At 64.7% G+C, this 26990-nt stretch carries 24 protein-coding genes; 10 read left to right on the forward strand and 14 right to left on the reverse strand.

Going from position 1 to position 26990, the window contains the following annotated elements:
* Position 1 precedes the first annotated feature (1 nt).
* Positions 2–2227, forward strand: coding sequence for a phosphoribosylformylglycinamidine synthase subunit PurL (gene purL, locus AAA969_RS08080; protein ID WP_338245441.1), 2226 nt, complete (start codon positions 2–4; stop codon positions 2225–2227).
* A gap of 75 nt (positions 2228–2302) precedes the next feature.
* On the opposite strand, the gene AAA969_RS08085 is transcribed toward purL, so the two are convergent.
* Entirely contained in the window at positions 2303–3268 is a 966-nt protein-coding gene (locus AAA969_RS08085) for a M28 family peptidase (RefSeq protein ID WP_338245443.1), read from the reverse strand.
* A 77-nt stretch (positions 3269–3345) separates the two neighbouring features.
* Positions 3346–3849, reverse strand: coding sequence for a YHS domain-containing (seleno)protein (locus AAA969_RS08090; RefSeq protein ID WP_338245445.1), 504 nt, complete (start codon positions 3847–3849; stop codon positions 3346–3348).
* A gap of 168 nt (positions 3850–4017) precedes the next feature.
* Between AAA969_RS08090 and AAA969_RS08095 the strand changes: the two genes are divergently transcribed.
* Genes AAA969_RS08095 through grxD form a run of 3 tightly spaced genes read left to right on the forward strand, consistent with a single transcriptional unit; the run spans position 4018 to position 5443 of the window.
* A complete protein-coding gene (locus AAA969_RS08095) occupies positions 4018–4251 on the forward strand; it encodes a BolA family transcriptional regulator (RefSeq protein WP_338245446.1) in 234 nt (77 codons plus the stop codon).
* Positions 4251–5078, forward strand: coding sequence for an aldo/keto reductase (locus tag AAA969_RS08100; RefSeq protein ID WP_338245448.1), 828 nt, complete (start codon positions 4251–4253; stop codon positions 5076–5078). The genes AAA969_RS08095 and AAA969_RS08100 overlap by 1 nt, the downstream gene beginning before the upstream one ends.
* Positions 5079–5110: 32 nt before the next feature.
* Entirely contained in the window at positions 5111–5443 is a 333-nt protein-coding gene (gene grxD, locus AAA969_RS08105) for a Grx4 family monothiol glutaredoxin (RefSeq protein ID WP_338245450.1), read from the forward strand.
* 75 nt (positions 5444–5518) lie between these two features.
* On the opposite strand, the gene AAA969_RS08110 is transcribed toward grxD, so the two are convergent.
* The 3 genes from AAA969_RS08110 to AAA969_RS08120 all read right to left on the reverse strand — a co-directional run bounded on the left by AAA969_RS08110 (position 5519) and on the right by AAA969_RS08120 (position 8080).
* Entirely contained in the window at positions 5519–5923 is a 405-nt protein-coding gene (locus tag AAA969_RS08110; protein WP_338245452.1) for a hypothetical protein, read from the reverse strand.
* A gap of 383 nt (positions 5924–6306) precedes the next feature.
* Positions 6307–6924 (reverse strand): 30S ribosomal protein S4, encoded by a 618-nt coding sequence (rpsD, locus tag AAA969_RS08115; RefSeq protein ID WP_338245453.1) that lies wholly within the window; start codon positions 6922–6924, stop codon positions 6307–6309.
* Between the two features lie 304 nt (positions 6925–7228).
* Complete coding sequence (locus AAA969_RS08120; RefSeq protein ID WP_338245455.1) at positions 7229–8080, reverse strand: hypothetical protein; 852 nt, start codon at positions 8078–8080, stop codon at positions 7229–7231.
* 196 nt (positions 8081–8276) lie between these two features.
* Between AAA969_RS08120 and AAA969_RS08125 the strand changes: the two genes are divergently transcribed.
* Positions 8277–9368 (forward strand): amidoligase family protein, encoded by a 1092-nt coding sequence (locus AAA969_RS08125; RefSeq protein WP_338245457.1) that lies wholly within the window; start codon positions 8277–8279, stop codon positions 9366–9368.
* Between the two features lie 121 nt (positions 9369–9489).
* A complete protein-coding gene (locus AAA969_RS08130) occupies positions 9490–10599 on the forward strand; it encodes a serine hydrolase domain-containing protein (protein ID WP_338245459.1) in 1110 nt (369 codons plus the stop codon).
* A gap of 26 nt (positions 10600–10625) precedes the next feature.
* Here AAA969_RS08130 and AAA969_RS08135 read toward each other — a convergent pair whose 3' ends face one another.
* Positions 10626–11375: an RNA methyltransferase gene (locus AAA969_RS08135; RefSeq protein ID WP_338245461.1), complete on the reverse strand. Its 750-nt coding sequence runs from the start codon at positions 11373–11375 to the stop codon at positions 10626–10628.
* Positions 11376–11484: 109 nt separating this feature from the next.
* Here AAA969_RS08135 and AAA969_RS08140 point away from each other — a divergent pair, with 109 nt between their 5' ends.
* The 3 genes from AAA969_RS08140 (at position 11485) to AAA969_RS08150 (ending at position 14545) form a co-directional block, all read left to right on the forward strand.
* Positions 11485–12708 carry an NADP-dependent isocitrate dehydrogenase gene (locus AAA969_RS08140; protein ID WP_338245463.1) on the forward strand — a complete coding sequence of 408 codons (1224 nt, stop codon included), beginning with the start codon at positions 11485–11487 and terminating at the stop codon, positions 12706–12708.
* Between the two features lie 350 nt (positions 12709–13058).
* On the forward strand, positions 13059–14045 hold the full coding sequence (locus tag AAA969_RS08145) for a glycerophosphodiester phosphodiesterase family protein (protein WP_338245465.1): 987 nt from the start codon (positions 13059–13061) through the stop codon (positions 14043–14045).
* Between the two features lie 296 nt (positions 14046–14341).
* On the forward strand, positions 14342–14545 hold the full coding sequence (locus tag AAA969_RS08150) for a hypothetical protein (RefSeq protein ID WP_338245467.1): 204 nt from the start codon (positions 14342–14344) through the stop codon (positions 14543–14545).
* On the opposite strand, the gene AAA969_RS08155 is transcribed toward AAA969_RS08150, so the two are convergent.
* The 4 genes from AAA969_RS08155 to recA all read right to left on the reverse strand — a co-directional run bounded on the left by AAA969_RS08155 (position 14542) and on the right by recA (position 20387).
* Positions 14542–15756: an FAD-binding domain-containing protein gene (locus AAA969_RS08155; RefSeq protein ID WP_338245470.1), complete on the reverse strand. Its 1215-nt coding sequence runs from the start codon at positions 15754–15756 to the stop codon at positions 14542–14544. The genes AAA969_RS08150 and AAA969_RS08155 overlap by 4 nt on opposite strands.
* Before the next feature lie 84 nt (positions 15757–15840).
* Positions 15841–16290, reverse strand: coding sequence for a YybH family protein (locus AAA969_RS08160; RefSeq protein WP_338245473.1), 450 nt, complete (start codon positions 16288–16290; stop codon positions 15841–15843).
* Complete coding sequence (alaS, locus tag AAA969_RS08165) at positions 16290–18944, reverse strand: alanine--tRNA ligase (RefSeq protein WP_338245475.1); 2655 nt, start codon at positions 18942–18944, stop codon at positions 16290–16292. The genes AAA969_RS08160 and alaS overlap by 1 nt, the downstream gene beginning before the upstream one ends.
* A gap of 363 nt (positions 18945–19307) precedes the next feature.
* Positions 19308–20387, reverse strand: a complete 1080-nt coding sequence (gene recA / locus AAA969_RS08170; RefSeq protein ID WP_338245477.1) for a recombinase RecA — start codon at positions 20385–20387, stop codon at positions 19308–19310.
* 173 nt (positions 20388–20560) lie between these two features.
* Between recA and mltF the strand changes: the two genes are divergently transcribed.
* Positions 20561–21946, forward strand: a complete 1386-nt coding sequence (gene mltF / locus AAA969_RS08175) for a membrane-bound lytic murein transglycosylase MltF (RefSeq protein WP_338245479.1) — start codon at positions 20561–20563, stop codon at positions 21944–21946.
* Between the two features lie 14 nt (positions 21947–21960).
* Here mltF and AAA969_RS08180 read toward each other — a convergent pair whose 3' ends face one another.
* The 4 genes from AAA969_RS08180 to AAA969_RS08195 form a co-directional block, all read right to left on the reverse strand.
* Positions 21961–23646, reverse strand: coding sequence for a class I adenylate-forming enzyme family protein (locus AAA969_RS08180; RefSeq protein WP_338245481.1), 1686 nt, complete (start codon positions 23644–23646; stop codon positions 21961–21963).
* A 177-nt stretch (positions 23647–23823) separates the two neighbouring features.
* Positions 23824–24414, reverse strand: coding sequence for a DUF2497 domain-containing protein (locus AAA969_RS08185; RefSeq protein ID WP_338245483.1), 591 nt, complete (start codon positions 24412–24414; stop codon positions 23824–23826).
* Positions 24415–24533: 119 nt separating this feature from the next.
* The gene (locus AAA969_RS08190; protein ID WP_338245487.1) at positions 24534–25922 is read right to left on the reverse strand and encodes a TolC family outer membrane protein; all 1389 of its coding nucleotides are present in this window, start codon (positions 25920–25922) and stop codon (positions 24534–24536) included.
* Positions 25923–26193: 271 nt separating this feature from the next.
* Complete coding sequence (locus AAA969_RS08195; protein ID WP_338245488.1) at positions 26194–26847, reverse strand: protein-L-isoaspartate O-methyltransferase; 654 nt, start codon at positions 26845–26847, stop codon at positions 26194–26196.
* Between the last annotated feature and the right edge of the window lie 143 nt (positions 26848–26990).

Consider the following 26990-nt stretch of genomic DNA (forward strand, 5'->3'; position numbering starts at 1 on the left):
GATGACCCAATACGCTGAAGGCATCACCGCCGAGATCGTCAAGGAACACGGTATCAATGACGCCGAATACGCCGTCATCCTGGACCGTCTGGGCCGGGCGCCGAACCTTGTGGAGCTGGGCATTTTCTCGGTCATGTGGTCCGAGCACTGCTCCTACAAGTCCTCGCGCGCCCATCTCGGCAAGCTTCCGACCAAGGGCGAGAAGGTGATCCAGGGGCCGGGTGAGAATGCCGGTGTGATCGACATTGGCGACGGCCAGGCCTGCATCTTCAAGATGGAGAGCCACAACCACCCCTCCTTCATCGAGCCCTATCAGGGCGCGGCGACCGGTGTCGGCGGCATCCTGCGCGATGTCTTCACCATGGGCGCGCGTCCGGTGGCGCTGATGAATGCGCTGCGCTTTGGGGCGCCCGAGCACAAGAAAACCACGCATCTGGTGTCTGGTGTGGTCGCTGGCATTGGCGGCTACGGCAATTGCGTCGGCGTGCCGACCGTGGGCGGCGAGACGAATTTCCATGCCGGCTATAACGGCAATATCCTGGTCAATGCGATGGCCGTCGGCCTCGCGGATGCCGACAATATCTTCTATGCGCGCGGCGCCGAGCCGGGCCAGCCGATCGTCTATGTCGGCTCCAAGACCGGTCGCGACGGCATTCATGGCGCGACCATGGCCTCGGCCGAATTTGACGACCAGTCCGAGGAAAAGCGTCCCACCGTCCAGGTCGGCGACCCCTTCACCGAAAAGAAGCTGATCGAGGCCTGCCTCGAGCTGATGGCCACCGACGCCATCGCCGCGATCCAGGACATGGGGGCCGCCGGCCTCACCTCATCCTCGGTCGAAATGGCCGACAAGGGCGGAATCGGCATTGCGCTCGACATGGACAAGGTGCCCCAGCGCGAAACCGGCATGACCACCTATGAGATGATGCTCTCGGAAAGCCAGGAGCGCATGCTGGTCATCATGAAGCCGGGCCGCGAGGACGTCGCCTACGAGATCTTCAGGAAGTGGGAACTCGACGTCGCCGTGATCGGTGAGACCACCGATACCGGCCGCATGGTCCTCACCCACAAGGGCGACGTGGTCTGCGACATTCCGGTCGCGCCGCTGGCCGATGATGCGCCGAAATACGAGCGCCCCTATTTCGCGCCGGAAGTGCGCGCCCAGCTCAATGCCAAGGACGTCGCCCAGCCATCGCACATGGGTGAGGTCCTGTTGAAGATCATGTCGAGCCCCGACATGGCCTCCAAGGCGTGGATCTGGAAGCAGTATGACCGCCACGTGATGGCCGACACGACCGCCTCCTCCGAGGACCCGTCGGATGCCGCCATCGTGCGTGTGCACGGCACCAACAAGGCGCTGGCCATTACCACCGATTGCACGCCGCGCTATTGTTTTGCCAACCCGTTCGAGGGCGGCAAGCAGGCCGTCGCCGAAGCCTGGCGCAACCTCACAGCCACCGGTGCCGATCCGATCGCGATCACCGATTGCCTGAACTTCGGCAATCCCGAGCGTGAAGAGATCATGGGCCAGTTCGTTGGCTGTATCGACGGCATGGCCGAGGCCTGTGCCAAGCTCGACTTCCCGGTCGTGTCCGGCAATGTCAGCCTCTACAACGAGACCAATGGCGTCGCCATTCCCCCGACCCCCGCCATTGGCGGTGTCGGCCTGATCCCGGACATCACCAAGCGCGCCCATTTCGGCGGCATGCGCGAGGGCGACATCCTGCTGGTGGTCGGCGAGACCGAAGGAGCTCTGGGAGCCTCGGTCTATCTCAAGGTCATTGAAGGCCGCGAGGATGGCGGGGCCCCGCTCGTTGATCTCGACGCCGAGAAAGCCCATGGCGACTTCGTCCGCGGCCAGATCCGTGCCGGTCGCCTGTCCGCCTGCCATGACTTGTCAGATGGTGGCCTGGCCTGTGCCGCGGCCGACATGGCCCTTGCCTCCCGGGTCGGTATCAAGCTCGCCCATGAAGGCCCTGTGCCGATGCATGGCTATCTCTTCGGGGAGGACCAAGGGCGCTATCTCCTGGCCGCCGCCAAGGAGGACGCCATTGCCATCCTGCAGGACGCCAAGGCCGACGAGGTCCCCGTCCAGGTTGTCGGCCTCGCCGGCGGCACCGCCGTCACCGTCAACGGCGCCCACCCACTCGAACTCGACCGCCTGCGTGCGGCCTGGGAAGGCTGGATGCCAGGCCTGATGGACCAGCTCGTCGAAGCCGCCGAGTAGAGACATCGCGGCGCTACGGATACAAAAAGGCCGCCGGCTGCCCGGCGGCCTTTTCCTTTGGCTGAAAAGTCCTGCCTACCGCCCCGATGCCTCACCGATGGCGTCGAGGCGAGCGTCGGCCTGGCGTGCGAAATCCACCACGGCGACGCTGGCGTCCTGGAAGAAATCCAGCGTCATGTTCTCATAGGTATCGGTCGGCTGGTGGTAGTGCGGGTGATAGTCGACCCCGAGATAGATGAAGGGGATGCCGACCGCGTGGAAGGCCCCGCTATCGGTGAGGTTGGTCCAGTCAGCCCCGGGCTCCTGGCTTGGCTCGTCATAGCCCATCGGCATCGACACCGTGGCGCGGCTGGCGACGTCGTCCACGATCGTCGTCAGGAAGGGGTAGTGATAGGTGCCAACGGCCCACAGGATGCGGTCGGTCGACATCGCGACCATGTCCATGTTGAGGTTGAAGGTGATGTTCTCGACCGGGATGGGCGGATTGGCGACGAAGGCGTGCGCGCCCTGCAGACCGCGCTCCTCGGCGTCGACAAAGGCGATGATGACATCATGCTCGGGCGGTTCGGCGAGGAACATCTCGGTGACCGCCAGAACAGAGGCCACGCCGGAGGCATTGTCATCGGCCCCGTTCCAGATCTGCCCGCCCCGCATGCCTTCATGATCATAGTGTGCCGTCACGACCATGGTGCGATCACTGTCGCTCGTGCCGGCGATGAAAGCCAGAATATTGACGCCTTCGACCTTCGCGCCGGTCCGCCGCTGCTCGAAGGTGAAGTCATGCTCAAAGCTGTCACCCATCGGCGCCGCGCCCATCGCCTCAAGGCGGCCGATGATGTAGGCGCGAGCCCGGGCATTGCCTTCGGTCCCGACCTCACGGCCTTCCATGTTGTCCGCCGCGAGCACGTCCAGATCGGTCAGCAATTGGGCCCGGTCGAGCGTCCATTCGCTCACCGCGGCTGTCGCTTCAGGCTGGATTGCCGCACAGGCCGTCGACAGCAAGGCAATGGACAGAACGGATGACGCCAGTATGGCACGCATGGAAAACCCCCGATTTGATAAGTCGCGCCAATCCTGCCATGCGTGGCCACGCCGCCCCACTTAAATTTCCGTGGGGTTCAGAACCAGCGCCTCGGACGCGCGGCAGGTGCGCTCTCAAGCGCGGGCCAATTGGCCTCCGAACGCTCCAGATAGCCCGCGATATCCCGTTCCCAGCGCGCCTGGATTGACGGCGAGAAATTCATGTAGAGCACGCCGTCCACGATGCGGTAGGCGAGCGGGTCGCTGCGCACCTTGCGGCCATCCGCCAGCGCATAGGCGCAGTGCCCGTCATAGGCCGGGACATAGCGCTCCGGGTCGGCGACGAAGCGGGCACGATTGGCCTCGGTGGCAAAATACCAGGTCACGCCGTTATGGTCGGCGGTAAGGCTCTCCAGCCCCTCGAGCGGGACGTCCTCGGTGTGGTAGCTGACCACGTCATGGCCACCGACCGGCCGCCCCTCGCGATCGCGAAAGGGCTCGCCGGCGGCGGCCGGACCGGTCAGGGTCAGAATGGAAAGCCCCAGCATGACAAGGCACAGAGCCGTTCCGATCAGAGTTTTGGCAGTCAACAGGGCGGTCATGGTCTTTTCCCGTGCAGCGGTCACGATTAGCGTGTCCGGCCTATGGGCCGATACGGCCCGGGGCGATAGTCCAGCTCGCGACACATCCGGTCACGCTTTCGACGGCGCCCCGTGATGACGCGTGAGCTGACGCTGCGCCCATGACGCCACCCGCCCTGGAGACCCACCATGCCCATGCCCGCCGACGACATCATCGCCCTCATCAAGGCCGGGATACCCGACGCCGAAATCGAGATGACCGATCTGGCCGGTGACAATGATCACTGGAAAGCCGTCATCACCGCCGAGAGTTTCCGCGGCAGGTTGCGCGTCGCCCAGCACCAGATGGTCTATGCCGCCCTCGGCGACAAGATGGGCGGCGAGCTTCACGCGCTGGCGCTGGAAACGCGCGTGCCCGGCTGATGATCGAGGCAGCGGCCCTCTCGCGGCTCGGCTTGGGCGTCACCGGTCCGCATGCCGGTCTCGGCGCGTCGCGGGCGGCCACGACCCGGCTGATCCATCAGGCGATCGATCTCGGCGTGACCCTGTTCGACACCGGACCGGCCTACGGCAGGGGCGAAGGCGAATATCGGCTGGGTGCCGCTCTGGGCAGTCGCCGACGCGATGCCGCTTTCATCGCCACCAAGGCCGGTATCCATGCCGGCGGGCACCGGGACTTTTCCGCCGGCGCGGTGGAGATGTCGCTGCGCGACAGCCTCAAGCGGCTGCGCCGCGACCATGTCGATCTTCTGCTCCTGCACGGCCCCGCTCCCGAGGAAATGACGGACAAGCTGATCCGCCGCCTCGAAGCCTTCAAGGCGCGCGGAATGATCCGCCATATCGGGGTCTGTGGGCGCGGAGCGGAGCTGGACCGGGCCATCGAGCTGGGCGTTTTCAATGCCCTGATGGCGCCGGTCAATGATCAGCTCGACGAAGCCGCGAGGCAGCGCCTGGTCCGCGCACGCGCGTCCGGACTGTCGGTGATCGGCATCGAGGTGATGGCCGGCGCCGCGCGCCCGTCCGGTCCACCGCGCTCACGCGGCGACCTGTGGTATCTGGCCCGCCAGATCAAGCGCCGGCTGCGACGTGACCCGCCGGCCGCGGCAGGCGCGGCCCCGGCCGAGGGGCTGGCCTGGGCCCTCTCCCAAAGCTGGACTGACAGCGTGGTCTGCCTGACGACACGCCCCGCTCACCTTTGCGCCAACGCAGCGCTGGTTGACGCTCTTGAACAGCGCCCGGCGACGTCCTAGCTACATGCCATTGTCAATCGAGGAGAACCGCCATGTCCGCGACCGCTCACGACACCATCAAGTCGACCATCGAGAGTCATGACGTCGTGCTCTTCATGAAGGGTACGCCGGTCTTTCCGCAATGCGGCTTCTCCTCGGTCGTGGCCCGCGTTCTGGATCACCTCCAGGTCGACTTCCAGAGCGTCAACGTGCTCGAGGATGACGGCGTCCGCCAGGGCATCAAGGAGTTCTCGAACTGGCCGACCATTCCCCAGCTTTATGTGAAGGGTGAGTTTGTCGGCGGATGCGACATCATCAAGGAAATGTTCGAGACCGGTGAGCTGCAGGCCTATTTCAAGGAGAAGGGCGTGGTCAACGCCGCCTGATCCATGGCCTGGGCCGAGCACCCGCCCCCACTCTGTCGAAGGTAAACCGGGCGGGCCGAGCGGCACGACCGCAGATTATCGGCGTGACGCCACATAGCTGCGGTTTTCGTTCCAGTCCCAGGGCCGCTCGGTGTCAATCGGGTTGAGGACGATCACCTCGCCGCCGATCGGCACACCCAGCTCTTCAAAACCGAAGCCGAGCTGGATTCCCCACGGCGTGGCGACATCACAGCGGTCCTCGACCTGGCGTGTCAGGCGGACCGTGTAGATGTCGTCATAATACTGCTCGACATTGACGAGGAAGTCCGCGCGCGACGTACAGCCATTGGTGTCAGCATGGACAATCAGGATGTCGTCCTCGATCACCCGCCAGTAGATCATCGCCTCCAGCGACGGATCGACGGTCGGCGCCTGACGGTCCGTCCCCGGTATGCGCATGTCCGAGATGTTGATGGTCGGCAGGGACGGCATGGCGGGCATGGGCGGCAGGCTGGGCAGGAGACTGCGCCTCGCCTCGACTTGCGGGTCCCCGCTCGTTGCACATGCCGAAAGAAAAACAGCCAGCCCCAAACCAGCCACTACGCCCCGCCAACGCCCTGTCATGCTTGCCCCCAAGACAGCCCTCAACCACACACAACGACCCTGATCTTTGCCCCACAGGATCGGCTTCAGCGTCATGAAAACAGGAATTAGGGTCTGATCAACCAAAGACTCGTGTGTGGGGAAATATGACGGGGAGATGCTCCAGAATGCAGCACGGGCCCGGCACGCTGCATCGCAGCAGAGCGGTCCGCATCGCCCGCCATGAAAAAAGGCCGCCCCGGTGTCCCGGAGCGGCCTGTTTCTGGTCGATTGTCGTCCCCTTACGAGGAGTAGAATTCGATAACCAGGTTCGGTTCCATCTGTACCGGATACGGCACTTCAGAGAATTCCGGCATGCGCGTGAAGGTGGCCTTCATCGCCTTGGCATCGAGATCGATGTAATCCGGCAGGTCACGCTCCGGGCTGTCCAGGGCTTCCAGGACCAGGGCCATCGAACGCGAACGCTCGCGGACTTCGATCACGTCACCCGGCTTGCAGCGGTAGGACGCGATGTTGACCTTGATGCCATTGACCTTCACGTGGCCGTGATTGACGAACTGGCGGGCGGCGAACACGGTCGGCACGAACTTGCAGCGGTAGACGATGGCGTCCAGGCGGCTTTCCAGCAGACCGATCAGCAGCTCGGCGGTGTTACCCTTACGGCGAGAGGCTTCGTCATAGGTACGACGGAACTGCTTCTCGGTGATGTTGCCGTAATAGCCCTTCAGCTTCTGCTTCGCCATGAGCTGAAGACCGAAATCGGACATCTTGGTCTTGCGGCGCTGACCATGCTGGCCGGGGCCATAGGAGCGCGAGTTGACCGGAGACTTCGGACGGCCCCAAAGGTTTTCACCCATGCGGCGATCAATTTTGTATTTCTGCGAATGACGCTTCGACATGTTCTCTCTATTCGATGCGGCCCGGCGCGCCTTCCCTCAAAGGCGTGCGATCTAAACGGCGGTTCTCGCATCGTCCCGTTGGTGTTGAACGATCCGGGGTCATGCCCCGGCGAGGGAAGCGCGGGTTTTACCTGTGTGGACTGGGAAGTCAATGGGGGCTGTCGGTGAACCAATCCCATTATCCAGGGATAGAGTTGCGCCACCGCTTCGATAACGTTGCCAACTTCCGCTGCGCCTCGTCCAACTGCTCACATGCCTCTTCCCGCGCAATGCGCGAATGCCAATACAAAATTTGAGGAAAGACCTAGCCGCGCGTCAACAGACTGCCAAGACGCTCATGGAAGCCGCGATTGCCCCATTCGGACGTGTAGGCGGTCGCCTTCGACTTGGCTTCGCCGACCGACACGCCCCAGAAGTCTGCAAGCGTGTTCGCGTCGTCAAAATCCAGCCCGGTGTCGACCCAGTTGCACGCCACGCTCCGGCTGGTCGAGGCGATATCGGCATCGACGAGATCGGTCAGGCCATTGGCGATCTTGCTGCCGATGATCGCCTTGGCGGCCCCGACATCGGTGCCCCAGACATGCGCCACCTTGAGCGCGTCGCAATAGCCGTAATCGCTGGTGAAGAAGAGCTGCAAATGGGCGTCATTGGTCTGTGTGACCTGGCTGTCGGCCCGCGCGATCACCGCGCCCATGGATTCCATGAAGCGGCGATGGCCAACACTTGAGGCCATCGAGCTGGCCGTCGCCTTGGCCTGGTCGGGCGAACCGCCCCAGAAGGCCGCCAGCGCCTCGGCGTGATGGTAGTCCAGACCCAGATCGGCCCAGTCGCAGCTGACCGATTGCGCCGTGGAGGCGATATCGGTGTCGAGGAGATCAGTAATCCCGTTGGCAATCTTGCTGCCGATGACCGCCTTGGCGCTGAACACGTCGGTCCGCCAGACATGTGCCACCTTCTTGGCGTCGCAATAGCCGTATGCGCTGCTGAAGAAGAGATCGAGATGGCGCTGCGTGTCATCGAGGCCGAGGCCGGTCCCGGCCGACATCGCGGCAGTGATAACCGTCAGCTCGGATGTCGCCAGCGGCGCTTCAGCGAAACCGGGCGCACCGGTCAGTGATACGAGCGCAAAGGCGCCCATGACGGAAAGCTTGGACATTTCATCCCCCCGGAAAAGACAGATACAGGCTTAATCGGTACCGAGCCCGGCCGCAATGACCCAGACGGGTGAGCCTGAGCGGCGCCGGACAAAAAGCCTGCTACCGCGCACCGGCGAACTCTGCCAGCCTGTGTCGGACACCTTGCGTTCGATGAGCGCCCCGAAGTCCGGTCCGAAGACAGGAACAGATCGAAAGATGACCGCCACGCCCTGCCCCCGGCCCTGGAAAAAAGGGTTCGAGATCGAGCTGCTCGCCCCGCCGGGTCGCAGCCGCAAGGATCTCGCCGACACCATCGCGGCGCGAATCGGCGGCACGGTCCGCGTTTGTTTCTACCCGCAGTCCGAGCCGAGCCTGGTGCCCGACCTGCCGGTTTTCGAGACGCTCGTCCTCGGCTTCGAAATTCTCGATCCGGCCGGCGAGCGCGTGGCCCTGTGCGTTGACGACCTCACCCTTCGCGCCGACCTCAATCGAAACGCGCCCGCCCGGCCCGGCTGGTACCGCGTCTTGAGCGATGATGCCCGCCTGCTGGCACTGGTGGAACGTCATTGCGATCCGCAGGCGCCGCTGGAGCAGGTCCTGCAGCCGCTCGCCGACCTGTTCGGCACGCGCGTCGAGCTCACTGAGGGCGGGATGAGCAAGGCGGTCGACCATCTGGCGCGCTCCATTGCCATGCTCGCGCCGATCCCCGGCGAACGAGAACGGCCCTGCGAGCTGATCACCGCGCCCTTCGCGGATGATCCCGGTCCGGCGCTCGCCGCCCTGCTCGCCGATGCCCGGGCGCTGGGCTTTACCGTACCGGTCGAAGCCGCCGTCCACGTGCATTACGACGCCGCACCGCTGCGCTCGGCCCGCACCCTGTCCCGCCTCGTCACCTTTCTGGCCCGCCATGGCAGCCAGCTGCGAAACCTCGTCGGCACAAATCCGCACTGCGTCCGGCTTGGACCTGTTGCCGACACCCTCGTCGATCTGGTTGGCTCCGAGGCTTTCCTGGCCGCCGACTGGGATGACGCCCGCGCCATGCTGATCGCGGCCAAACCAACCAAATATGCCGACTTCAACCTCCTCAACCTCGCCCATGAACTTCCGGGCAAGACGACCTTCGAAGCCCGGATCTTTCCCGGCTCGATGGCGGTCGAGGACATCCTGCGCAATGCGAGGCTGATGGAAGCGGTACTGGTCTGGGCGGTCGGCGATGACTGCCTGCCGGATGATGCGGATCTGATGGCGTCACTGGCGCTTTCCCCCGCGGACCGCACTGTCTGGGCCTCCCGCACTGTCCAGGCCTGAGGGGGTGTCCCGGTCCTGCCTACCGGCGCCTTGATTCCGCTCGGCCGCGCCGGGTTGCCCGGAGCGACAAACGACCCGATCGGGGCTTGCTTCACCGGATGGGCCTCCCTAACTGAGCGGCATGCAACAGCTTGTTTCCGGCCTCCTCGCCGCGCTCATTTCCACCGCCGCCCTCGCGCAATCGGACACCGAGTCGATATTGCGCGCCCGGATCGATGCCGCGATGAACGAGGCGCTCGCCCCCGGCCTCTCCGCAAGCATTCTGCTGCCCGATGGTACACGCATCGACCATCAGGCCGGTCAGGCCGATCGGCAGCGCAATACGCCGGTTGATCCGGACACCCGCTTTCTGTCCGGAAGTATTGGCAAGACGATCACGGCGATTGTCGCCGTCCAGCTGGCCGAGGAAGGTGTGCTGGATCTCGATGCGCCTGTTGAACCCTGGCTGTCCGGCCACGACTGGTGGCCCGCGCTGGCCAATCATGAGGGGATGACCATGCGTCACCTGCTCAATCATTCGGCGGGCGTACCGGACTATCTGGAAGATATCGACTTTTTCCTGGCCAACCTGACACGCGGTCGTCGCGGCTTCACGCCGGACGACACGATCGGCTTTGTCGCCGGCGACCAGGCTGAAGGCCCGCTGGGCCGCCATTTCTCCTATTCCGATACCGATTACATTCTGGTCGGTCTGATCATCGAAGCCGCGACCGGGGAAAGTTTCTACGAGCAGGCCCGGCGCCGCGTCATTTCACCGCTCGGCCTGTCGCGAACAGAACCCTTGCAGGGACGAGACTTTGCCCACCTCGCAAATGGCTATCGACGCAGCCTGCTCGGCCTCACACCGACGGCCCGCAACGGGCGTCTGCGGCGAAATCTCGACCATGAATGGACCGCCGGAGGCTGGGTGACCGCACCGCAGGACCTGGTCAGCCTCTACCGGGCGCTCGGTACGGGCGGCCTGTTTGAGGCAGAGGGGCAGACCATGCGCACAGACTACAATGCCTTCGAACCGGGTGGCGCCGCCGGTTACGGGCTGGGTATCTATGTACGGGTCACCGGCGATGAACAGTACCGGATATCCCACGGCGGTGATTTCGGCGGCTACCGGTCCGCTGTCCTCTATGACAGCGCCACGGGGCTCACCGTTGCAACCCAGGCGAATGCCAAGGCGTTCGAGGCACCCGACTTCAACTTTGCCCTCTGGCAGTCGGTGGCGCAGACGCAGTAACGGGACACCCGTCCCGTCGGGACACGCTAGTCCTCCCGCACGATCCGCGCCTTGCCGCGGCCCAGCGCCAGCGCCTTTACGGCGCCGCGGAAGGTGCGGACTTCCTGTTCGGTCCAGCGGCCGCGGATGAAGGCATTGCGCAGGTTCTGGACCATCAGCGGCGTCTTGGACGGCGGATGGAAGAAGCCGGCGCGGTCGAGTTCGTATTCGAAATGCTCGAACATGCGCTCCAGATCCTCGCGTTTGGCGACATCGCTGACCGGCTCGAATTCAGCCGGGGCGCCCTCGCCTGCCGTCCATTCATAGGCGAGCACGGCGACAGCCTGGGCGAGATTGAGCGAGGAGAAGGAGCGGTCGACCGGCAGGGTAATGATGACGTCGGCCATGTTGACCGCCTCATTGGGCAGGCCGGACTTCTCGCCGCCGAACATCACCGCGATCCTCTCACCCGACGCAATGGCAGCCTTCATGTCGCTGACCGCCTCGCGCGCCGTCATCACCGGCTTCTCCATGCCGCGCGGCCGGGCGGTCGTCGCGTAGAGCCGAGTATGATCATGAATGGCGTCGCCCAGCCGGTACTCGACGCGGGCATTGCCCAGCACGGGCGAGCCGGCCGACATGGTCACCGCCTTGTCATTGGGCCAACCGTCACGCGGGTCGACAACGATCAGCTCGGGCAGTCCGAAATTCCCCATGACACGCGCCGCGGCCCCAATATTCTCGCCGAGCTGGGGCGTGTGGAGTATGAATGCCGGCGTAGCGGAAATCTTGGGCATGGAACGGGGCCTTCACCTTGGCGCGCACCGATGCTAGAGAGCGCGCGAATTGTCTATCCGCGCTGTCCTAGCGCGTCTTCAGTCCGTCCGAAAAGAAAGCAGAACACCCATGGCGAAGATCAAAGTCGATACCCCGGTCGTCGAGCTCGACGGCGACGAGATGACCCGCATCATCTGGCAGCTGATCAAGGACAAGCTGATCCTGCCCTATCTCGACATTGATCTGAAGTATTATGACCTCTCGGTCACCAAGCGTGACGAGACGGACGACCAGATCACGATCGATGCTGCCGAAGCGATCAAGCATTACGGCGTCGGCGTGAAATGCGCCACCATCACCCCGGACGAAGCCCGCGTCGAAGAGTTCGGTCTCAAGAAGATGTGGCGCTCGCCGAACGGCACGATTCGCAACATCCTCGGCGGCGTTGTCTTCCGTGAGCCGATCGTGATCTCGAACGTGCCGCGTCTGGTGCCGGGTTGGCAAAAGCCGATGGTCATCGGCCGTCACGCCTTTGGCGACCAGTATCGCGCCACCGATTTCCTGGTCCCGGGACCGGGCAAGCTGACCATGACCTTCGAGCCGTCTGACGGCAGCGATCCGGTGACCCGCGAAGTCTTCGACTTCCCGTCCGCCGGCGTCGCCATGGGCATGTACAATCTCGACGATTCGATCCGCGACTTCGCCCGCGCCTCGCTGAACTATGGCCTGCAGCGCGGCTGGCCGGTCTACCTGTCGACCAAGAACACGATCCTGAAAGCCTATGACGGCCGCTTCAAGGACCTGTTCGAGGAAATCTACCAGGCCGAGTTCAAGGACGCCTTCCAGTCCAAGGGCATCTCCTACGAGCACCGCCTGATCGACGACATGGTCGCCGCGGCCATGAAGTGGTCCGGTGGCTTCGTCTGGGCCTGCAAGAACTATGACGGCGACGTGCAGTCCGACACCGTGGCCCAGGGCTTCGGATCGCTCGGCCTGATGACGTCGGTGCTGATGAGCCCCGATGGCAAGACGGTGGAAGCGGAAGCCGCCCACGGCACGGTCACCCGTCACTACCGCCAGCATCAGCGCGGTGAGCAGACCTCGACCAACTCCATCGCCTCGATCTTCGCCTGGACGCAGGGCCTTAGCCATCGCGGCCGCATGGACGGCAATGAGGACGTGATGAAGTTTGCGGCCACGCTGGAAGACACCATCATCAAGACGGTGGAAGCCGGCTTCATGACCAAGGACCTCGCCCTGCTGGTCGGCGAAAGCCAGGGCTGGCTGTCGACCGAAGGCTTCCTCGACAAGGTCGATGAGCGCTTCAAGGTCGCGATGGCGAACTGGAAATAAGCGCCACCATCACGGCGACAATGACAGGGGCGGCTCCGACGGGGCCGCCCTTTTTCTTGCGTGTGAGGGTCAGGTCAGTGATGTGCGGATAGCGCCCGGCGCGCACCCCGCCATAAATCCCTTGCCGGGAGAAAGCCGTATCCGGTTCTTGAGCTCAAGGGGCCTGCCCGCGAAGCGGCGGCTGCGCCGCCCTTGACCTCAAGAACCGGATACGGCCCGCTGGCTGACAAGGAATCTATGGATCGCTGCGCGCGTGGCGCGGCAAAGTTCAATCGCCCCGATCCCGTCCAATTCGTGCCTTGCTACCGCCGCGAGACGCCCCCAACCTCTCCGGATCTGGGGGACACAGCATGAAAAGACGCTATATCGCACTCAGCCTTCTCGGCGTCGCAGGGGCAGCGCTTTATCTCAACAACGCGTCCTGGCTAGCGACGCCGCACCGTGAGGCACCCTATTTGATCTCGCATCGCGGCGTACACCAGACGTTCGATCCGGTTGGCGTCGGACCGGATGACTGCACCGCCACCCTGATCGATCCACCGCAGCACGGCTTCATCGAGAACACGCTGCCGTCCATGGAATCCGCCTTTGCGGCCGGGGCCAGTCGGGTCGAGATCGACATTCACCCGACCACGGATGGCGAATTCGCCGTTTTTCACGACTGGACGCTGGACTGCCGGACCGATGGCACCGGCGTGGTGCGCCAGCACTCGATGGCGACCCTGCGGACCCTGGACGCCGGTTATGGCTATACCGCTGATGGCGGCGAGACCTGGCCATTGCGTGGCACGGCGGTCGGCGCCATTCCGACGCTCGGCGAGGTGCTGGCCGCCTTCCCCGAGCGTGATTTCCTGATCAATATCAAGAGCAATGATGCCGATGAGGCGGACTGGCTGCTGCGCTATCTGGACGCGCGGGCGGTTGATACCGATCGCCTGATTGTCGTGGCCGCGCCCCGATCGGACGCCCGCCTGGCCGAGTTGCGGCCAGAGCTGCGCCGAATGAGCCGGGCCCGGGTGCGCGCCTGCGGCCTGTCCTACCTGGCCTGGGGCTGGAGCGGGCATGTTCCGGAAGCCTGCCATGACACGGTGCTGGTCCTGCCGGCCAACTATGCCCGCCTCGCCTGGGGCTGGCCGACCCGGCTGGAGGCGCGCATGGCCTCCGTCGGCAGTGAGGTCTGGGTGATGGGCGATCTCGACCGGACCACGATGAACTCGACCGGTATCGACACGGTGGACCAGCGCGACGCCCTGCCCAGCCGTTTCCGGGGCGGCATTATGACCAACCGGATCGAACGGATCGGGCCGACATCGCAGGGCCGGACGGACGCGGAATAGCGCCCGGCAGAAAGAGGCGTCGCAAAACAACTTGAAACGCGGTTCAACAGGTCGATATTGATGCAGAGGGCACCGTCCACGCTGGCGCGGCCCCGGTCAAAGTGCGCATCATGGATGTAAATTTCGAGTTCGAACCTGACAACAGGCTTTGCGTCTACCGGATTGGCGGCCCCATCACCGTCAGCGACATGATGTAGGTCTTCGCCAAGGCTCGCGCGCACCCGGACTGGTCAGACAGCTACGACTTCCTGACCCTGCTCGACCAAGCCTCACTGGCGGCCATGCCTGCCGAGGCGATGACCAAGCTTCAGGCGCAGATGGCTGCCGCAGATCCGGTCCGCGACGGACCATGCCGACGTGCGGCCATTGTCTGCAATGACGAGCTTTCCCGGGCAATGCTGGCCTACTGGGAAATGATCGCGGGCGGAACGCTGACCACGGATGAGCGGGTCTTCATGGACGAGGCGGCGGCCCGTAACTGGCTGGCGCAAGCGCGCTAGAAGGTCTGCCCCAGCGCCTCGAGAATACCGGGAATTTCACGCTTCAGCTTGAAGAAGCCCTTGCTGGCATGTGGCCAGCTCAGACGATCATGGCGACGGGTCGGCAGCGAGATCGAGACCCCGGCCTCGCGCAGGCTGGCGACAAGATCGGGAACAAGATCGCGAACCGGACCGATGGTGGTGTAGGGCAAGACCACCGTCTCCAGCGCCTCGGCGCGAACCCAGTTGCACACCAGCTCCAAAACCCCGGCAGTATCAGGCGCCAGCCCGACCGGCCGCGCGCGCTGACCAAACATGTCGGCCCTCCCGACAAGTGCCGCCTGCTCAAAGGCGATCACCGCATCCGACACACGCCCCGGCGAGCGCAGAGCCGGGACGGCCAGGGCCAGCACGCTTGCCGGCGGCTCGGCGGCCGGCCAGCCCTCGTCATGGCTGTCACAGGTCAGCAGCAAGCCCACGCGGCCGGTCAGTGGCACGGCGTCGGGCCAGGCAAGCGGCACGGGATCGAAGTGGCGGCTCTCCTCGAGGGGGGCCGCTGACTCGTTGAGCTGGCCAACCGGATTGAAGCGACCTTCGGTGAAGCGTTCGATATTCTCGGCGCGGGCGAGATAGTGTTTGCCCTGGGTATGCAGACCGGCCACCCAGCGCCAGCTGCAGGTGTTGGACGCCGGATCACCATCGATGAGCTGACGCAGGAAAAAGTCGGCGCCCAGCTGCCAGGGCAGGTCCAGCGTGAAGATCCAGATACTCGCGAACCACATGCGGGCGTGATTGTGCAGATAGCCGGTCTCGACCAGTTCGCGGGCCCAGTGGTCAAAGGCATCGATCCCGGTGGTGCCGCTGACCGCTGCCTGCCAGTCCCGCCGCAGCGCCGCATCTTGCTTCAGCCGGCTTGTCAAAGCCCGCACATCGGTTCGGTAGGCCTCCCAGACACCCGGCCGGTGCTCGAGCCAGCCCTTGAAATAGCTCCGCCAGAACACCTCGCTGACAAAGGCACCGGCATCGGCCGGGCTGTGCACGGACAGGACGGTCTCGAGAACGACGCGCTCGCTGATCACCCCGTTCCGGATCCAGGGCGACAGGGCCGAGACATTGGAGCGGTCCGCCGCACCGAGGTCATGATTGCGGCGTTGGGCGTAATCCCGGCCAAGTCCGGGGAGAACGACATCAAGACGGGCCTTGGCGGCCGTGAACGAGGCATCGGTAAACATGGTAGATGTCCGGCTGACTACTACCGGGCAAACTAGGTCGCGCCGCGCGCGGGAACAGGCGTCCGATGTGTCAGGGGACAGGCCTCAGCCGAATGCCCCGCCCGCCCGCTTCAGTGTGACGAAGGTTTCGGCCTCGATCTGCCAGACGCCGTCGACGCTGCGCCACTTGGCGAAATACCGGCCGGAATAGCGGATCGCCAGACCCTCGCTGGACCAGGCGCCCTTCCAGCGACCGGTCTCGGCAGCCAGATGGCTGTCCTCGCAGACCTCGATCCGGGCCGGGGTGCGGACATAGCTGACATCCGGCATCTGGCTGAAGATCGAGGCCCAGGCCTCCAGCTGCGCATCGCGCCCGGTAATCAGCTGGGCCTCATCGCCCGGCACCAGAACGGCATCCTCGGCCAGATGGGCGGCGATTGCCTTCAGGGCCCGGGCTTCGAGCGCGGCGTTGAAATCGGCGCGCGCCGCGGCTATCGCCCGCGCTGCCGACTTGTCACCAACCAGCTGGATATCGAGCCGCGAGGACCGCGCCATCAGCCGGCCAGCACGTCACGGATCGCCGCGAGACCGGCGTCGGCCTTCGATCCGTCCGGACCACCGGCCTGGGCGAAGTCCGGTCGGCCGCCGCCGCCCTTGCCGCCGACAGCACCGGCCCCGGCCTTGACCAGATCGACCGCGCCGAAGCGGTCCTTGAGATCATCGGTAACACCGACCGCCAGCGCGGCCTTTCCGTCATTGACGCCGATGAAGGCCGCTACGCCGGAGCCCATCTGGGCCTTGGCCTCGTCGATCAGGCCGCGCAAATCCTTGCCGCCGACCCCTTCGACCACCCGGCCAATGAAGTTGACGCCATTGATCGTCTCCGGACCCGCCGGTGCGCCCGAAGCGCCTCCGCCCATGGCGAGCTGCTTCTTCGCCTCGGCGAGCTGGCGTTCCAGCTTCTTGCGCTCCTCCATCAGGGACGAGACACGGGTTGCCAGGTCAGCGGTCGGGATCTTCAGCGCATCGGCCGCGGCACGGCCGAAGCCCATCTGCTCTTCCATGTAGAGGCGGGCGCCCTCCGCGGTCATCGCCTCGATACGGCGGATGCCGGAGGAGACGGCGGTCTCGGCGACGATCTTGAACAGGGCGATATCGCCGGTACGCGCGACATGAGTGCCGCCGCACAGCTCGACCGAATACGGCTTGTCATGGTCGCCGAGCGCCTCGCCCATGGTGAGAACGCGGACCTTGTCGCCATATTTCTCGCCAAACAGGGCCAGCGCGCCCGCCTCGATGGCAGCGTCCGGTGTCATCTCGCGGGTCGAGACCGGGCTGTTCTGGCGGATCACCGCATTGACCTGGGCCTCGATCGCCGTGATCTCGACCGCTGTCACCGACTTGTTGTGCGAGAAGTCGAAGCGCAGACGGTCGGGACCGACATGCGAGCCCTTCTGGGTCACATGCCCGCCGAGCACGTCGCGCAGGGCGGCATGCACGAGGTGTGTGGCCGAGTGGTTGGCGCGAATGGCGGCACGGCGCGGCGCATCGGCATCCAGCGTCGCGCTGTCGCCAAGGGTGATCTCGCCCTTGGTCAGCACACCGATATGGGTGTGCATGTCACCGCCACGCTTCTGGGTGTCCTCTACGATGAAGACGGCCCCGTCGGTGAAACGGATTTCACCGGTATCGCCGCACTGGCCGCCACTCTCGCCGTAAAACGGTGTCTGGTCGAAAACGAGCTCGGCGCGTTGGCCGGCGCCAAGCGCCTTGGTTTCCTGCCCACCCGAGACGATCGCCACCAGGCGGCCCTCGCCACCGGCTCCGGCATAGCCGGTAAAGGCCGTCGCACCCGCCTTGTCGCGGACCGAGAACCAGACCGCATCCGGAGCGGCATCACCGGAGGAGAACTTGCTGGCCCGCGCATCAGCGCGCTGCTTGTCCATCGCCGTCTCGAACCCGGCCTCGTCGACCGTCATGCCCTTGGCGCGCAGGGCGTCCTGGGTGAGGTCGAGCGGGAAACCGAAAGTGTCATAAAGCTTGAACGCCGTCTCACCCGCAAGGGCATCGCCCTTGGACATGCCGGCGGTTGCCTCTTCAAGCAGGGTCAGACCGCGGCCGAGCGTACGCTGGAAGCGCTCCTCCTCGACCTTCAGCGAATCCTCCAGCAGGGCCTGGGCACGGCCGAGCTCGGGATAGGCCTCGCCCATCTCGGCCTGCAGGGCCGAGACCAGCTTCCACATCACCGGCTCATGGGCACCGAGGATATGGGCATGGCGCATGGCCCGCCGCATGATCCGGCGCAGCACATAGCCGCGGCCCTCATTGGAGGGGCTGACCCCATCGGCCATCAGGAAACAGGTCGAACGGAGGTGGTCGGCGATCACCCGGTGGCTGGCCAGCGCCGCCCCCTCGGCCTTCACACCGAGCACCGCCTCACCCGCCGCGATCAGATTGCGGAACAGGTCGGTCTCGTAGTTGTTGTGCTTGCCCTGCAGGATGGCGGAGATGCGCTCCAGCCCCATGCCGGTATCGATCGACGGCTTGGGCAGGTTGATGCGCTCGTCCGGGCCGAGCTGCTCGAACTGCATGAAGACGAGGTTCCAGATCTCGATGAAACGATCGCCATCCTCGTCCGGCGAACCGGGCGGTCCGCCCGGGATCGACGGGCCGTGATCGAAGAAGATTTCCGAACACGGACCGCAGGGGCCGGTATCGCCCATTGACCAGAAATTGTCCGAGGTGGAGATGCCGATGATGCGGTCATCGGAAAGACCGGCAATCTTGCGCCACAGGGCGCGCGCTTCCTCGTCCTCGGAATAGACCGTGACCAGGAGCTTGTCGGCGGGCAGTTCGAATTCGCGGGTGACCAGCTGCCAGGCGTGGGCGATCGCCTCTTCCTTGAAGTAGTCGCCGAAGGAGAAATTGCCCAGCATCTCGAAAAAAGTGTGGTGGCGGGCCGTGTAGCCGACATTGTCGAGGTCATTGTGCTTGCCACCGGCACGCACACATTTCTGCGACGAGGTCGCGCGCGGCAGGGCTCGCTTTTCCTGACCGGTGAAGGCGTTCTTGAACGGGACCATGCCGGCGTTCACGAACAGCAGGGTCGGATCGTCCTGCGGCACCAGCGGCGCCGATTGCACCACCTCGTGGTCGTGTCTGGCGAAATAGTCGAGGAAAGTCGCACGGATGTCGCGCAGGCTGGCCATGATGTCCGATCCCGTCGGCTGGAGTGTCGCGTCTCCGCAGGATCTGCGGACACAAACCGGTTTCTGTTGAGTGACATATAGAAACGGGTGCCCGGCCTAGCCAAGCACCCGTTCATAATCAAGCTGCGATTGTCGCCTCACCGTGGCGTTGAGGCCGCGTGCCCCGGCACCGACTCGCTTCTGACCACCCGGCAAGGCCGTTCTGGACAGGCCCGCCGCCGGCTGGAGGGTCCCGGCGGTAGCCGCAGCGGGTTGGCGATGTTGACGGCAGGCCACAGCAGGCCGGAGAGGTGCTGCGAGGCGCTCCGACCCGGGCGATCAAGCCGACCGCCTGCCAGAGTCCCCGCAACAGCCGCGCCCAACTCAGCCGGCGGCCGCGTCGTCTTCCACGGCATCCGGACCGGTCAGGATCTTGTCGGCAATCAGGCCCGCATTGGCGCGCACCTTGGCTTCGATTTCGCCAGCGATATCGGGATTATCCAGCATGAACTGGCGCGCATTCTCGCGGCCTTGCCCGATCCGCTCCGAGTTATAGGAGTACCAGGACCCGGACTTCTCGATCACCTCGCCCTTGACCCCGAGATCAATCAGCTCGCCCATCTTGGAAATCCCCTCGCCATAGAGGATGTCGAACTCGACCTCGCGGAAGGGCGGAGCCACCTTGTTCTTCACCACCTTGACGCGGGTCTGGTTGCCGATCACCTCATCGCGATTCTTGATAGAACCGATCCGGCGGATATCGAGACGGACCGAGGAGTAGAATTTCAGCGCATTGCCGCCGGTCGTGGTCTCGGGAGAGCCGAACATCACGCCGATTTTCATGCGGATCTGGTTGATGAAGATGACCAGGCATTTCGACTTGGAGATCGAACCGGTCAGCTTGCGCAGCGCCTGGCTCATCAGGCGAGCCTGCAGGCCCGGCAGGCTGTCGCCCATCTCGCCTTCCAGCTCGGCGCGCGGCGTCAGGGCCGCGACCGAGTCGATGACCAGGATGTCCACGGCCCCGGAACGGACCAGCGTGTCAGCGATCTCAAGAGCCTGCTCACCGGTATCCGGCTGCGACACCAGAAGCTCGCCGACATCCACGCCCAGCTTGCCGGCATAGATCGGGTCGAGCGCGTGCTCGGCGTCGACGAAAGCGGCCACGCCGCCGGTCTTCTGGGCTTCGGCGACCGTGTGCAGGGCCAGTGTGGTCTTGCCCGAGCTCTCCGGACCGTAGATCTCGATGATCCGGCCCTTGGGAAGCCCGCCAATGCCCAGCGCGATGTCGAGGCCGAGCGAGCCCGTGGAAATCGTTTCGATCTCCATGGCCGGCTTCTGGCCCAGCTTCATGACCGAACCCTTGCCGAAGGCCTTGTCGATCTGGCTCAGTGCCGCCTCGATCGCCTTTTCCTTGTCGCTGTTCTTTTCATTCTTCACGAGTCGAATCGCGCCCTTGCTCATAGCCTTCATCCCTTATTTCATGCCCCTCAGGTGCGGGCAACCAGATGCTGATGTACCAATTTTGTTCCGGGAACACAAGCGGAACATTTATGGTTAACAAAACGGAACAAAAACCGATCACGAGTCATAATTGCCAATTTGAATTCCACAGACACAGCCCCTAACTTGGGTAGATGACAGATTTGCTTCGCCGAATCGGCCGCCGACTCAAACCGGCCCTTGCCCTCTCCCTCGGTCTGACTGTTCTCGCCAGCTGCGGTGGACCACCCGAAGGCCCAAGCCAACCCGATACACTGGCGCTGATCCGCGAGCGCGGCGAGCTGGTCGTGCTGACCCTGGAGGGTCCGACCAGCTACCAGGCCGGCGAAGACGGGCCGACCGGCTATGAAGTCGATCTGGCCCGGGCCTTTGCCGACAGCCTCGGCGTCACGGCCCGCTTCGAGCCGGTCCGCTCCATTCCCGACCTGCTGGACGCCCTCGCCGCCGGCGACGGCCACATCGCCGCAGCCGGGCTGACCCAGACCAGCGAGCGCTCGGCCGATCTCGACTTCGCCCCCGTCTACAAATCCGTGACGGAACAACTCATCTGCCGCCGCGACGGCGTCCGACCGACACGGCGCGCCGGCCTGGCCGGAATCGACATCGTTGTACTTGAAGGGTCCAGTTACGAGGAGACCCTGCGCGGCCTGCAGGCCGACATCCCGGGACTGACCTGGCGCGCACGCCCGGGCGGCTCGGCGATGCCCCTGCTCGACATGGTCGATGAGGGCCGTGCCGATTGCACGGTGTCCGACTCCCATCTCGCCGACTTTGCCCGGCGCCGGCATCCCGAGCTGGTGGTCGCCCAGGACCTGACCGACGAGCAATCGCTCGCCTGGCCCTATGATGCACGTGTCGACGGTCTGGGCACAGCCCTGACGGCCTGGTTTGCAGAGGCCCACACCAGCGGCTTGCTGGAAACACTGGATGAGACCTGGTTCGGGCAGTTCGGGGATTATGACTATGTCGACATCGCCCGCTTCGTCCGCCGTGTCGACGACCGCCTGCCGCAATACCGCCCCGTGTTCGAGCGCGTGGCCGAGGACCTGCCCTTCGAGTGGGAATTGCTGGCGGCGCAGGCCTACCAGGAATCCCACTGGGATCCCGATGCCGTCAGCGCCACAGGCGTGCGCGGCCTGATGATGCTGACCCTGTCCACCGCCGAGCGGGTTGGCATCGAGGATCGAACCGACCCGCACCAGAGCATTCATGGCGGCGCCGCCTATCTGGACGAGCTCTACGAACGGGTCCCGGCCAGCGTCACCGGCGACGACCGGCTCTGGTTCGCCCTCGCTGCCTATAATGTCGGCATGGGCCACATGTATAACGCCCGCCGTCTGGCCGAACGTCTCGGCCGCAACAAGGACAGCTGGGACGATCTCGCGGAAACCCTGCCCCTGCTGTCGGACCCGCAATATTATACCACGCTGCGCTACGGCTATGCCCGCGGTCACGAACCGGTTCGCTATGTCGCCAAGGTTCGCGAATACCGGGCCCTGCTCAACGCGCAGAACCTGTAAGGCCTCGCGCGCCGTCAGCTCTGCCCGGTCAGCCTGGCCCGCAACAGTTTCTTGTCGATCTTGCCGACCGGCGTGAGCGGGATTGCCGCGATCAGGTGAATGTCCCGCGGCACCTTGTAAGGCGCCATATTGGCCCGGCAGAAGGCGAGAATGTCCCGCTTCATGACCTCGGGATCGGCGTCCGGCTCGGCCGGCTGCACAAAGAGATGGACCACATCATTGCCCGGACGGGCCGTATCCGGCGCGCCGACTACGGCACTCGCGGCAATCGAATCGAGGGCGGCCAGCTTGTCCTCGACCTCGACCGAGAACACCTTGTAGCCGCCGACCACGAGCATGTCCTTGGCCCGGTCGCACAGGAAGACATAGCCGTCCTCGTCCATGTAACCGACATCACCGGAGAACATCCAGCGCTCGCCGTCGATGCGGCGCAAGGCGTGGGCCGTCTCTTCGGGCAGGCCGAGATAGCCCTTCATCACCTGCGGACCGGCGCAGATAATCTCTCCCGGCTCGCCGGCGGGCAGGGTCTGCGTCCCGGTCTCGACATCGACAATGCGGACATCGGCGCCGGGTACCGGGATTCCCACCGCTCCCGGGCGGCGGGCCTGTCGCGGATGGAAGAGGTAGCACGGGCTGGTCTCGGTCATGCCAAACACATCGACCAGCTTGCCCGCGCCGATCGTCGCGTCCAGCGCGTCGCTGGTTGCGGTCGTGATCGGCGCGGCACCGGTCACGGCCGTCTTGAGGCCTGAAAAATCGCAGGCTGCAAAGGCCGGATCGGCCAGAAGCATGTCATAAAGCGCTGGAACCGCCGCGATCCGGGTTGGTGGCATCGCGGTCATCAGGGCACAGATCTGGGCCGTGTTGCGCGGGTCCGTCACCACGGCCAGACAGCCCCCGGCCTCGGCCCCGAACAAGCATTGCGACAGGCCGGCCACGTGGAAGAAGGGAAAGGCGCTGGTGGTCACCTCGCGGCCGATCTCGATCGGATCGGCAGCCGTGTATTGCGCCACATTATGCATCAGATTGCGAACGGTCAGCTCGGCCCCCTTGGGCTTGCCCGTCGTGCCTCCGGTATACTGGATCATGAAGACATCATCCGGCCCGACCTCGGCCTGGGCGCAGGTCTCCGCCTGCCCGTCCATGACATCCTGCCAGCGCTGAACCGGAATACTGTCCAAGGCCGCGAGCTCGGCCGGCGGCAGACCGAGCAGCTCGGCGGCGCCGGTTGCGACAATCGTGTCGAGGCTGTCCCCAAGCGCCGGCCCAAGGGCGGCATAGGCGGGCAGAAGATCGCCGAGGGCAATCACGGTGCGGGCGCCGCTATCGGCGATCTGGTCGGCCAGCTCGGGCGGCGACAGCAGCGGCGAGAGGCCGGTTCCGATCGCACCCAGGCGGCTGATGGCCGCCAGCGCGATCGGATATTGCGGGATATTCGGCATATGAAGGCCGACCACGTCGCCACGCGAAACCCCAAGCGCAGTCAACGTGTTGGCAAGCTGACTGGCGAGCCGGTCATAGGTCGAGAAATCGATCAGGCGATCGAAATACTGCAGCGCCGGCCGGTCGCCGCGCTCGGCCGCGTGTCGCGCGATATGAACCGCCATCGGCCGATCATCGAAGGCCAGCGGCTGGATGCCGAGCTGGTCATAGATGGCCTGCCAGGGCCGCATCATCCTGTCGGTCTTTGTGATGGTCATGGTCATCCTCCCCGTTTTTCGGCCCGCTTTTCGGCTCTCTTTTTGGCCCAGTTTTCCGGCCCGGTTTTCTGGCGTCATCGTGGCCGAGTTCGCCGGGCGCGGGAAGACGGGGTGGGCACCAAAGAAAAAGGCGCGCCCGGCGGACGCGCCCTTGTCTGTTGATCCGGTCGTCGCAGCCTAGCGGCGGCGGCGGGCGACCCGGTCGATCTCGGCCTGGACCTTCTCGTCGACGATCGAAGGCAGGTTCGAGTCGAGCCACTCCTTCAGCATCGGACGCAGCAGGGCCCGGACAACGCCTTCCAGCGTGCGGCCTTCCTCGTCGGAAATGCGGATATTCTCGGCCAGCGTATGGAAGGAGCCCATCGCAGCGGCAGCCGCCGGCTCGCTCATGATGCCGTCCGCGGCTTCATCAGCCAGCGCGTCGAAATCGATTTCCGGTTCCGGCTCGGGGTCGGCCATGAACGGCTCGTCGTCGATCTCATCCTCGCGATCAACGATCATCAGGTCATCATCGACCGCGAGCGGCTCGGTGCCCTCATCGGAAGCGTCAACGCGCTCGGTCAGCTCGAGAACATCGTCACCGCCTGCGTCGACATCCGCCATCGGCTCGTCGAACAGCGCGTCGACATCGTCCTGGCTTTTGGGACCGTCATCGACGGGAGCCGCCTCGGCTTCCGCAGGCGCATCATCATCGTCTTCATTGATGATGCGGCGGATCGAGGAGAGGATTTCCTCCATCGACGGTTCGTTTTCAGCGGCATCGGCCATGAGCGCCCAAGTCCTTGTTTTGGTCCGGCGTGGCAGTTCCCTGCGTCACGCGGATTCCCGTACCACGCGAATAAACCGGGCCGAAACTCGCCTGTCCAGCCCGCGACTCTGCGAAAACCCTAATTCCAAGGCGTTAAGTCAAGGTTAGGGAAACGCGATTCGCGCGATTCACCCGCAGCCGCGTCATAGATTTCCACGTCCAATCCCAGACTTTCGGCCGAGGCCAGACCCATCGCCTGCAAGAGACGATAGCCCGCGACAAAGCTGTCACGTTCGGCCGTCACGAATGTCAGACGGGATTCGAGCAATTCCTGCTCGGCATTGAGCACGTCCAGCGTGGTGCGGATGCCGACGAAGGCTTCCTGCTGCACCCCGTCGAGCGCGATCTCGTTGGCGCGAACCGCCTGGCGGCTCGACTCGATCACGGCCAGCGATGCGACATAGGAATACCAGGCATTGGTCACCGCTTCGGTGACCTGGCGACGGGCCTCGCGGACCTGGTAACGCGCCTGCTCTTCCTGGGCCACGGCCGAGCGCACGCGCGAGCGGTTGAGGCCACCGGTGAAAATCGGCATCGAGACCTGGCCGACAATCGAGGCGCTGTCACGCACGTCACCGGAGAAGCTTGAGTCGCGGGCCGACGAGGCCGAGGCGGTCAGCGAGACTTCCGGACGCAGGGCACCGCGGGCGATGCGGATGGCATGTTGGGCCGCTTCTTCGCCATAACGGGCGGCCAGCAATTGCGGGCTGTTGTCGAAGGCGAACTCGGCTGCATCGGCCAGATTGTCCGGCAGCGGCGGCAAGGCCGGCGGCTCGCTGAGCGAGGCGGCAGGCTGACCGGTCACGCGCTCATAGGCCGCGCGGCTGGCGGCCAGCTGGGCCTGGGCGGAGGCCAGCTGGGTCTGTGCCAGCGACAGGCGCGCCTCGGCCTGGGAGACATCGGTGCGGGTGATCTCACCGACTTCAAAGCGGTCCTGGGCCGCGCGCAACTGCTGGGCCAGCACTTCGACATTGTTCTGGCGGATCTCGACCACATTGCCGTCGCGGCGCACATCCATGAAGGCGGTCACGGCGTCCACCAGAACCGCTTGTTCGGTCGCCCGCAGCGTCTCGCGCCCGGCCATGACAATGGCGGTCGCCTGATCGATCGCACCGTCGATGCGGCCGCCGCGATAGATGGGCTGGCTGGCCGAGAGACCGTAATTCTTCGGCGTCGCGTCGGCTTCGAAACTGTTGGTGGCATTATTGATCTGCGAGAAGCTTTCGCCTTCGCTGTGCGAGCGCGAAATCGAGGCCGACGCCGAAACGGTCGGCAAGCGACCGGCCTCGGCCTGGACACGGCCTTCGTCAGTCGCGCGCAGTCGCGCCCGCTCGGCCTGCAGCGTCGGGTTGGAATTATAGGCGAGCGCCAGCGTCTCTTCGAGCGTCTGGGCCTGACCGGCCCCCGCCAGGACCAGCACCGACGCGCTTGCAGCCAGTGCCAGCGCCATGTTCTTCAGTCGCGACATTACGAACCCCTCTTGCAGCGACAGGCCAGGAGCCCGCGCGTCCGCCTTACACTAGCGCGTTACGCCATCCGATCCAGTACAACCGGAGCGAAAATGCCTATGCACCACGCCAATAGCACGTGTGCATATAGGCACGCCAACCCAAAAAGTGAACAGCGTTCACAGTGACAATCTGATGACCCGAACGGTCATGCGAAACCCGGATACACCGGCCTGCCTGTCCTGTAACGCGAGAACAGCGCCGATCCCGTCCCGCCGGGTGCAAAAAATGTCAGAGGACGAAGCCGGCCTCGGCCTGGAAGCCGGGCAGCGGCGCCACATGGGCGTCGAACACAACCCGCTCGCCAATGCCTGCAGCCGAGCGCGTGAAGACCGTCGCCTTGCCGATCGGCCCGTGACGAACCACCGCGACGAGACGGCCGCCATCGGCGAGCTGGTCGAACCAGGCCTGCGGAACGGCATCCACCGCGCCATTGACGAAAATCACGTCGAACGGGCCCTGTTTGGCGACACCGGCAGCGAGATCCCCTTCGATCACGACCGCATTGTCCGCACCGATATCGGCGAGCAGACCGGAGGCCCGTGACAGGCTGTCCTCGTCTGATTCGAGGCCAACCACCGTTCCGGCCATGCGGGCCAGGATCGCCGAGGAGTAACCGCGCGCGCAGGCAATATCGAGAACGAGTTCGTCGGGCTGGATATCAGCCGCATGAACCAGCTTGGCGAAGTCACGGGGGCGCATCAGGACGCGGGCATCACCGACCGGGACCTGCGAGTCGGAATAGGCCGAGGCGCGTCGTGCGCGCGGCACGAAGATATGTCTCGGAATATCGAGAAAGGCAGCGATCAGACGCCGATCGGTGACATCGGACGGCCGAATCTGGCTGTCCACCATCTGCTTGCGCGCCGTTTCGAATTCGCTCACGAGGCTCTCCCTGACTGGGCCCTGTCCGGTTACGGTTTGGCGCTGATATATCCCGGCATCGCGCAGCGCGGCAAGCATGACACTGCGTGCGCGTCGAATTGCCCCGCTGTGCGTCGCACAAGCGACCTGTATTGAAGCTGAGA

The organism is Maricaulis maris, assembly GCF_036322705.1.
In the GTDB taxonomy this organism is placed as follows: domain Bacteria; phylum Pseudomonadota; class Alphaproteobacteria; order Caulobacterales; family Maricaulaceae; genus Maricaulis; species Maricaulis maris_B.

Bases quoted from the DNA above. Each gene is read 5' to 3' on its own strand.
- purL (WP_338245441.1), top strand. From the start codon at position 2: ATGACCCAATACGCTGAAGGCATCACCGCCGAGATCGTCAAGGAACAC.
- AAA969_RS08085 (WP_338245443.1), bottom strand. From the start codon at position 3,268: ATGCGTGCCATACTGGCGTCATCCGTTCTGTCCATTGCCTTGCTGTCG.
- AAA969_RS08090 (WP_338245445.1), bottom strand. From the start codon at position 3,849: ATGACCGCCCTGTTGACTGCCAAAACTCTGATCGGAACGGCTCTGTGC.
- AAA969_RS08095 (WP_338245446.1), top strand. From the start codon at position 4,018: ATGCCCATGCCCGCCGACGACATCATCGCCCTCATCAAGGCCGGGATA.
- AAA969_RS08100 (WP_338245448.1), top strand. From the start codon at position 4,251: ATGATCGAGGCAGCGGCCCTCTCGCGGCTCGGCTTGGGCGTCACCGGT.
- grxD (WP_338245450.1), top strand. From the start codon at position 5,111: ATGTCCGCGACCGCTCACGACACCATCAAGTCGACCATCGAGAGTCAT.
- AAA969_RS08110 (WP_338245452.1), bottom strand. From the start codon at position 5,923: ATGCCCGCCATGCCGTCCCTGCCGACCATCAACATCTCGGACATGCGC.
- rpsD (WP_338245453.1), bottom strand. From the start codon at position 6,924: ATGTCGAAGCGTCATTCGCAGAAATACAAAATTGATCGCCGCATGGGT.
- AAA969_RS08120 (WP_338245455.1), bottom strand. From the start codon at position 8,080: ATGTCCAAGCTTTCCGTCATGGGCGCCTTTGCGCTCGTATCACTGACC.
- AAA969_RS08125 (WP_338245457.1), top strand. From the start codon at position 8,277: ATGACCGCCACGCCCTGCCCCCGGCCCTGGAAAAAAGGGTTCGAGATC.
- AAA969_RS08130 (WP_338245459.1), top strand. From the start codon at position 9,490: ATGCAACAGCTTGTTTCCGGCCTCCTCGCCGCGCTCATTTCCACCGCC.
- AAA969_RS08135 (WP_338245461.1), bottom strand. From the start codon at position 11,375: ATGCCCAAGATTTCCGCTACGCCGGCATTCATACTCCACACGCCCCAG.
- AAA969_RS08140 (WP_338245463.1), top strand. From the start codon at position 11,485: ATGGCGAAGATCAAAGTCGATACCCCGGTCGTCGAGCTCGACGGCGAC.
- AAA969_RS08145 (WP_338245465.1), top strand. From the start codon at position 13,059: ATGAAAAGACGCTATATCGCACTCAGCCTTCTCGGCGTCGCAGGGGCA.
- AAA969_RS08150 (WP_338245467.1), top strand. From the start codon at position 14,342: ATGACCAAGCTTCAGGCGCAGATGGCTGCCGCAGATCCGGTCCGCGAC.
- AAA969_RS08155 (WP_338245470.1), bottom strand. From the start codon at position 15,756: ATGTTTACCGATGCCTCGTTCACGGCCGCCAAGGCCCGTCTTGATGTC.
- AAA969_RS08160 (WP_338245473.1), bottom strand. From the start codon at position 16,290: ATGGCGCGGTCCTCGCGGCTCGATATCCAGCTGGTTGGTGACAAGTCG.
- alaS (WP_338245475.1), bottom strand. From the start codon at position 18,944: ATGGCCAGCCTGCGCGACATCCGTGCGACTTTCCTCGACTATTTCGCC.
- recA (WP_338245477.1), bottom strand. From the start codon at position 20,387: ATGAGCAAGGGCGCGATTCGACTCGTGAAGAATGAAAAGAACAGCGAC.
- mltF (WP_338245479.1), top strand. From the start codon at position 20,561: ATGACAGATTTGCTTCGCCGAATCGGCCGCCGACTCAAACCGGCCCTT.
- AAA969_RS08180 (WP_338245481.1), bottom strand. From the start codon at position 23,646: ATGACCATCACAAAGACCGACAGGATGATGCGGCCCTGGCAGGCCATC.
- AAA969_RS08185 (WP_338245483.1), bottom strand. From the start codon at position 24,414: ATGGCCGATGCCGCTGAAAACGAACCGTCGATGGAGGAAATCCTCTCC.
- AAA969_RS08190 (WP_338245487.1), bottom strand. From the start codon at position 25,922: ATGTCGCGACTGAAGAACATGGCGCTGGCACTGGCTGCAAGCGCGTCG.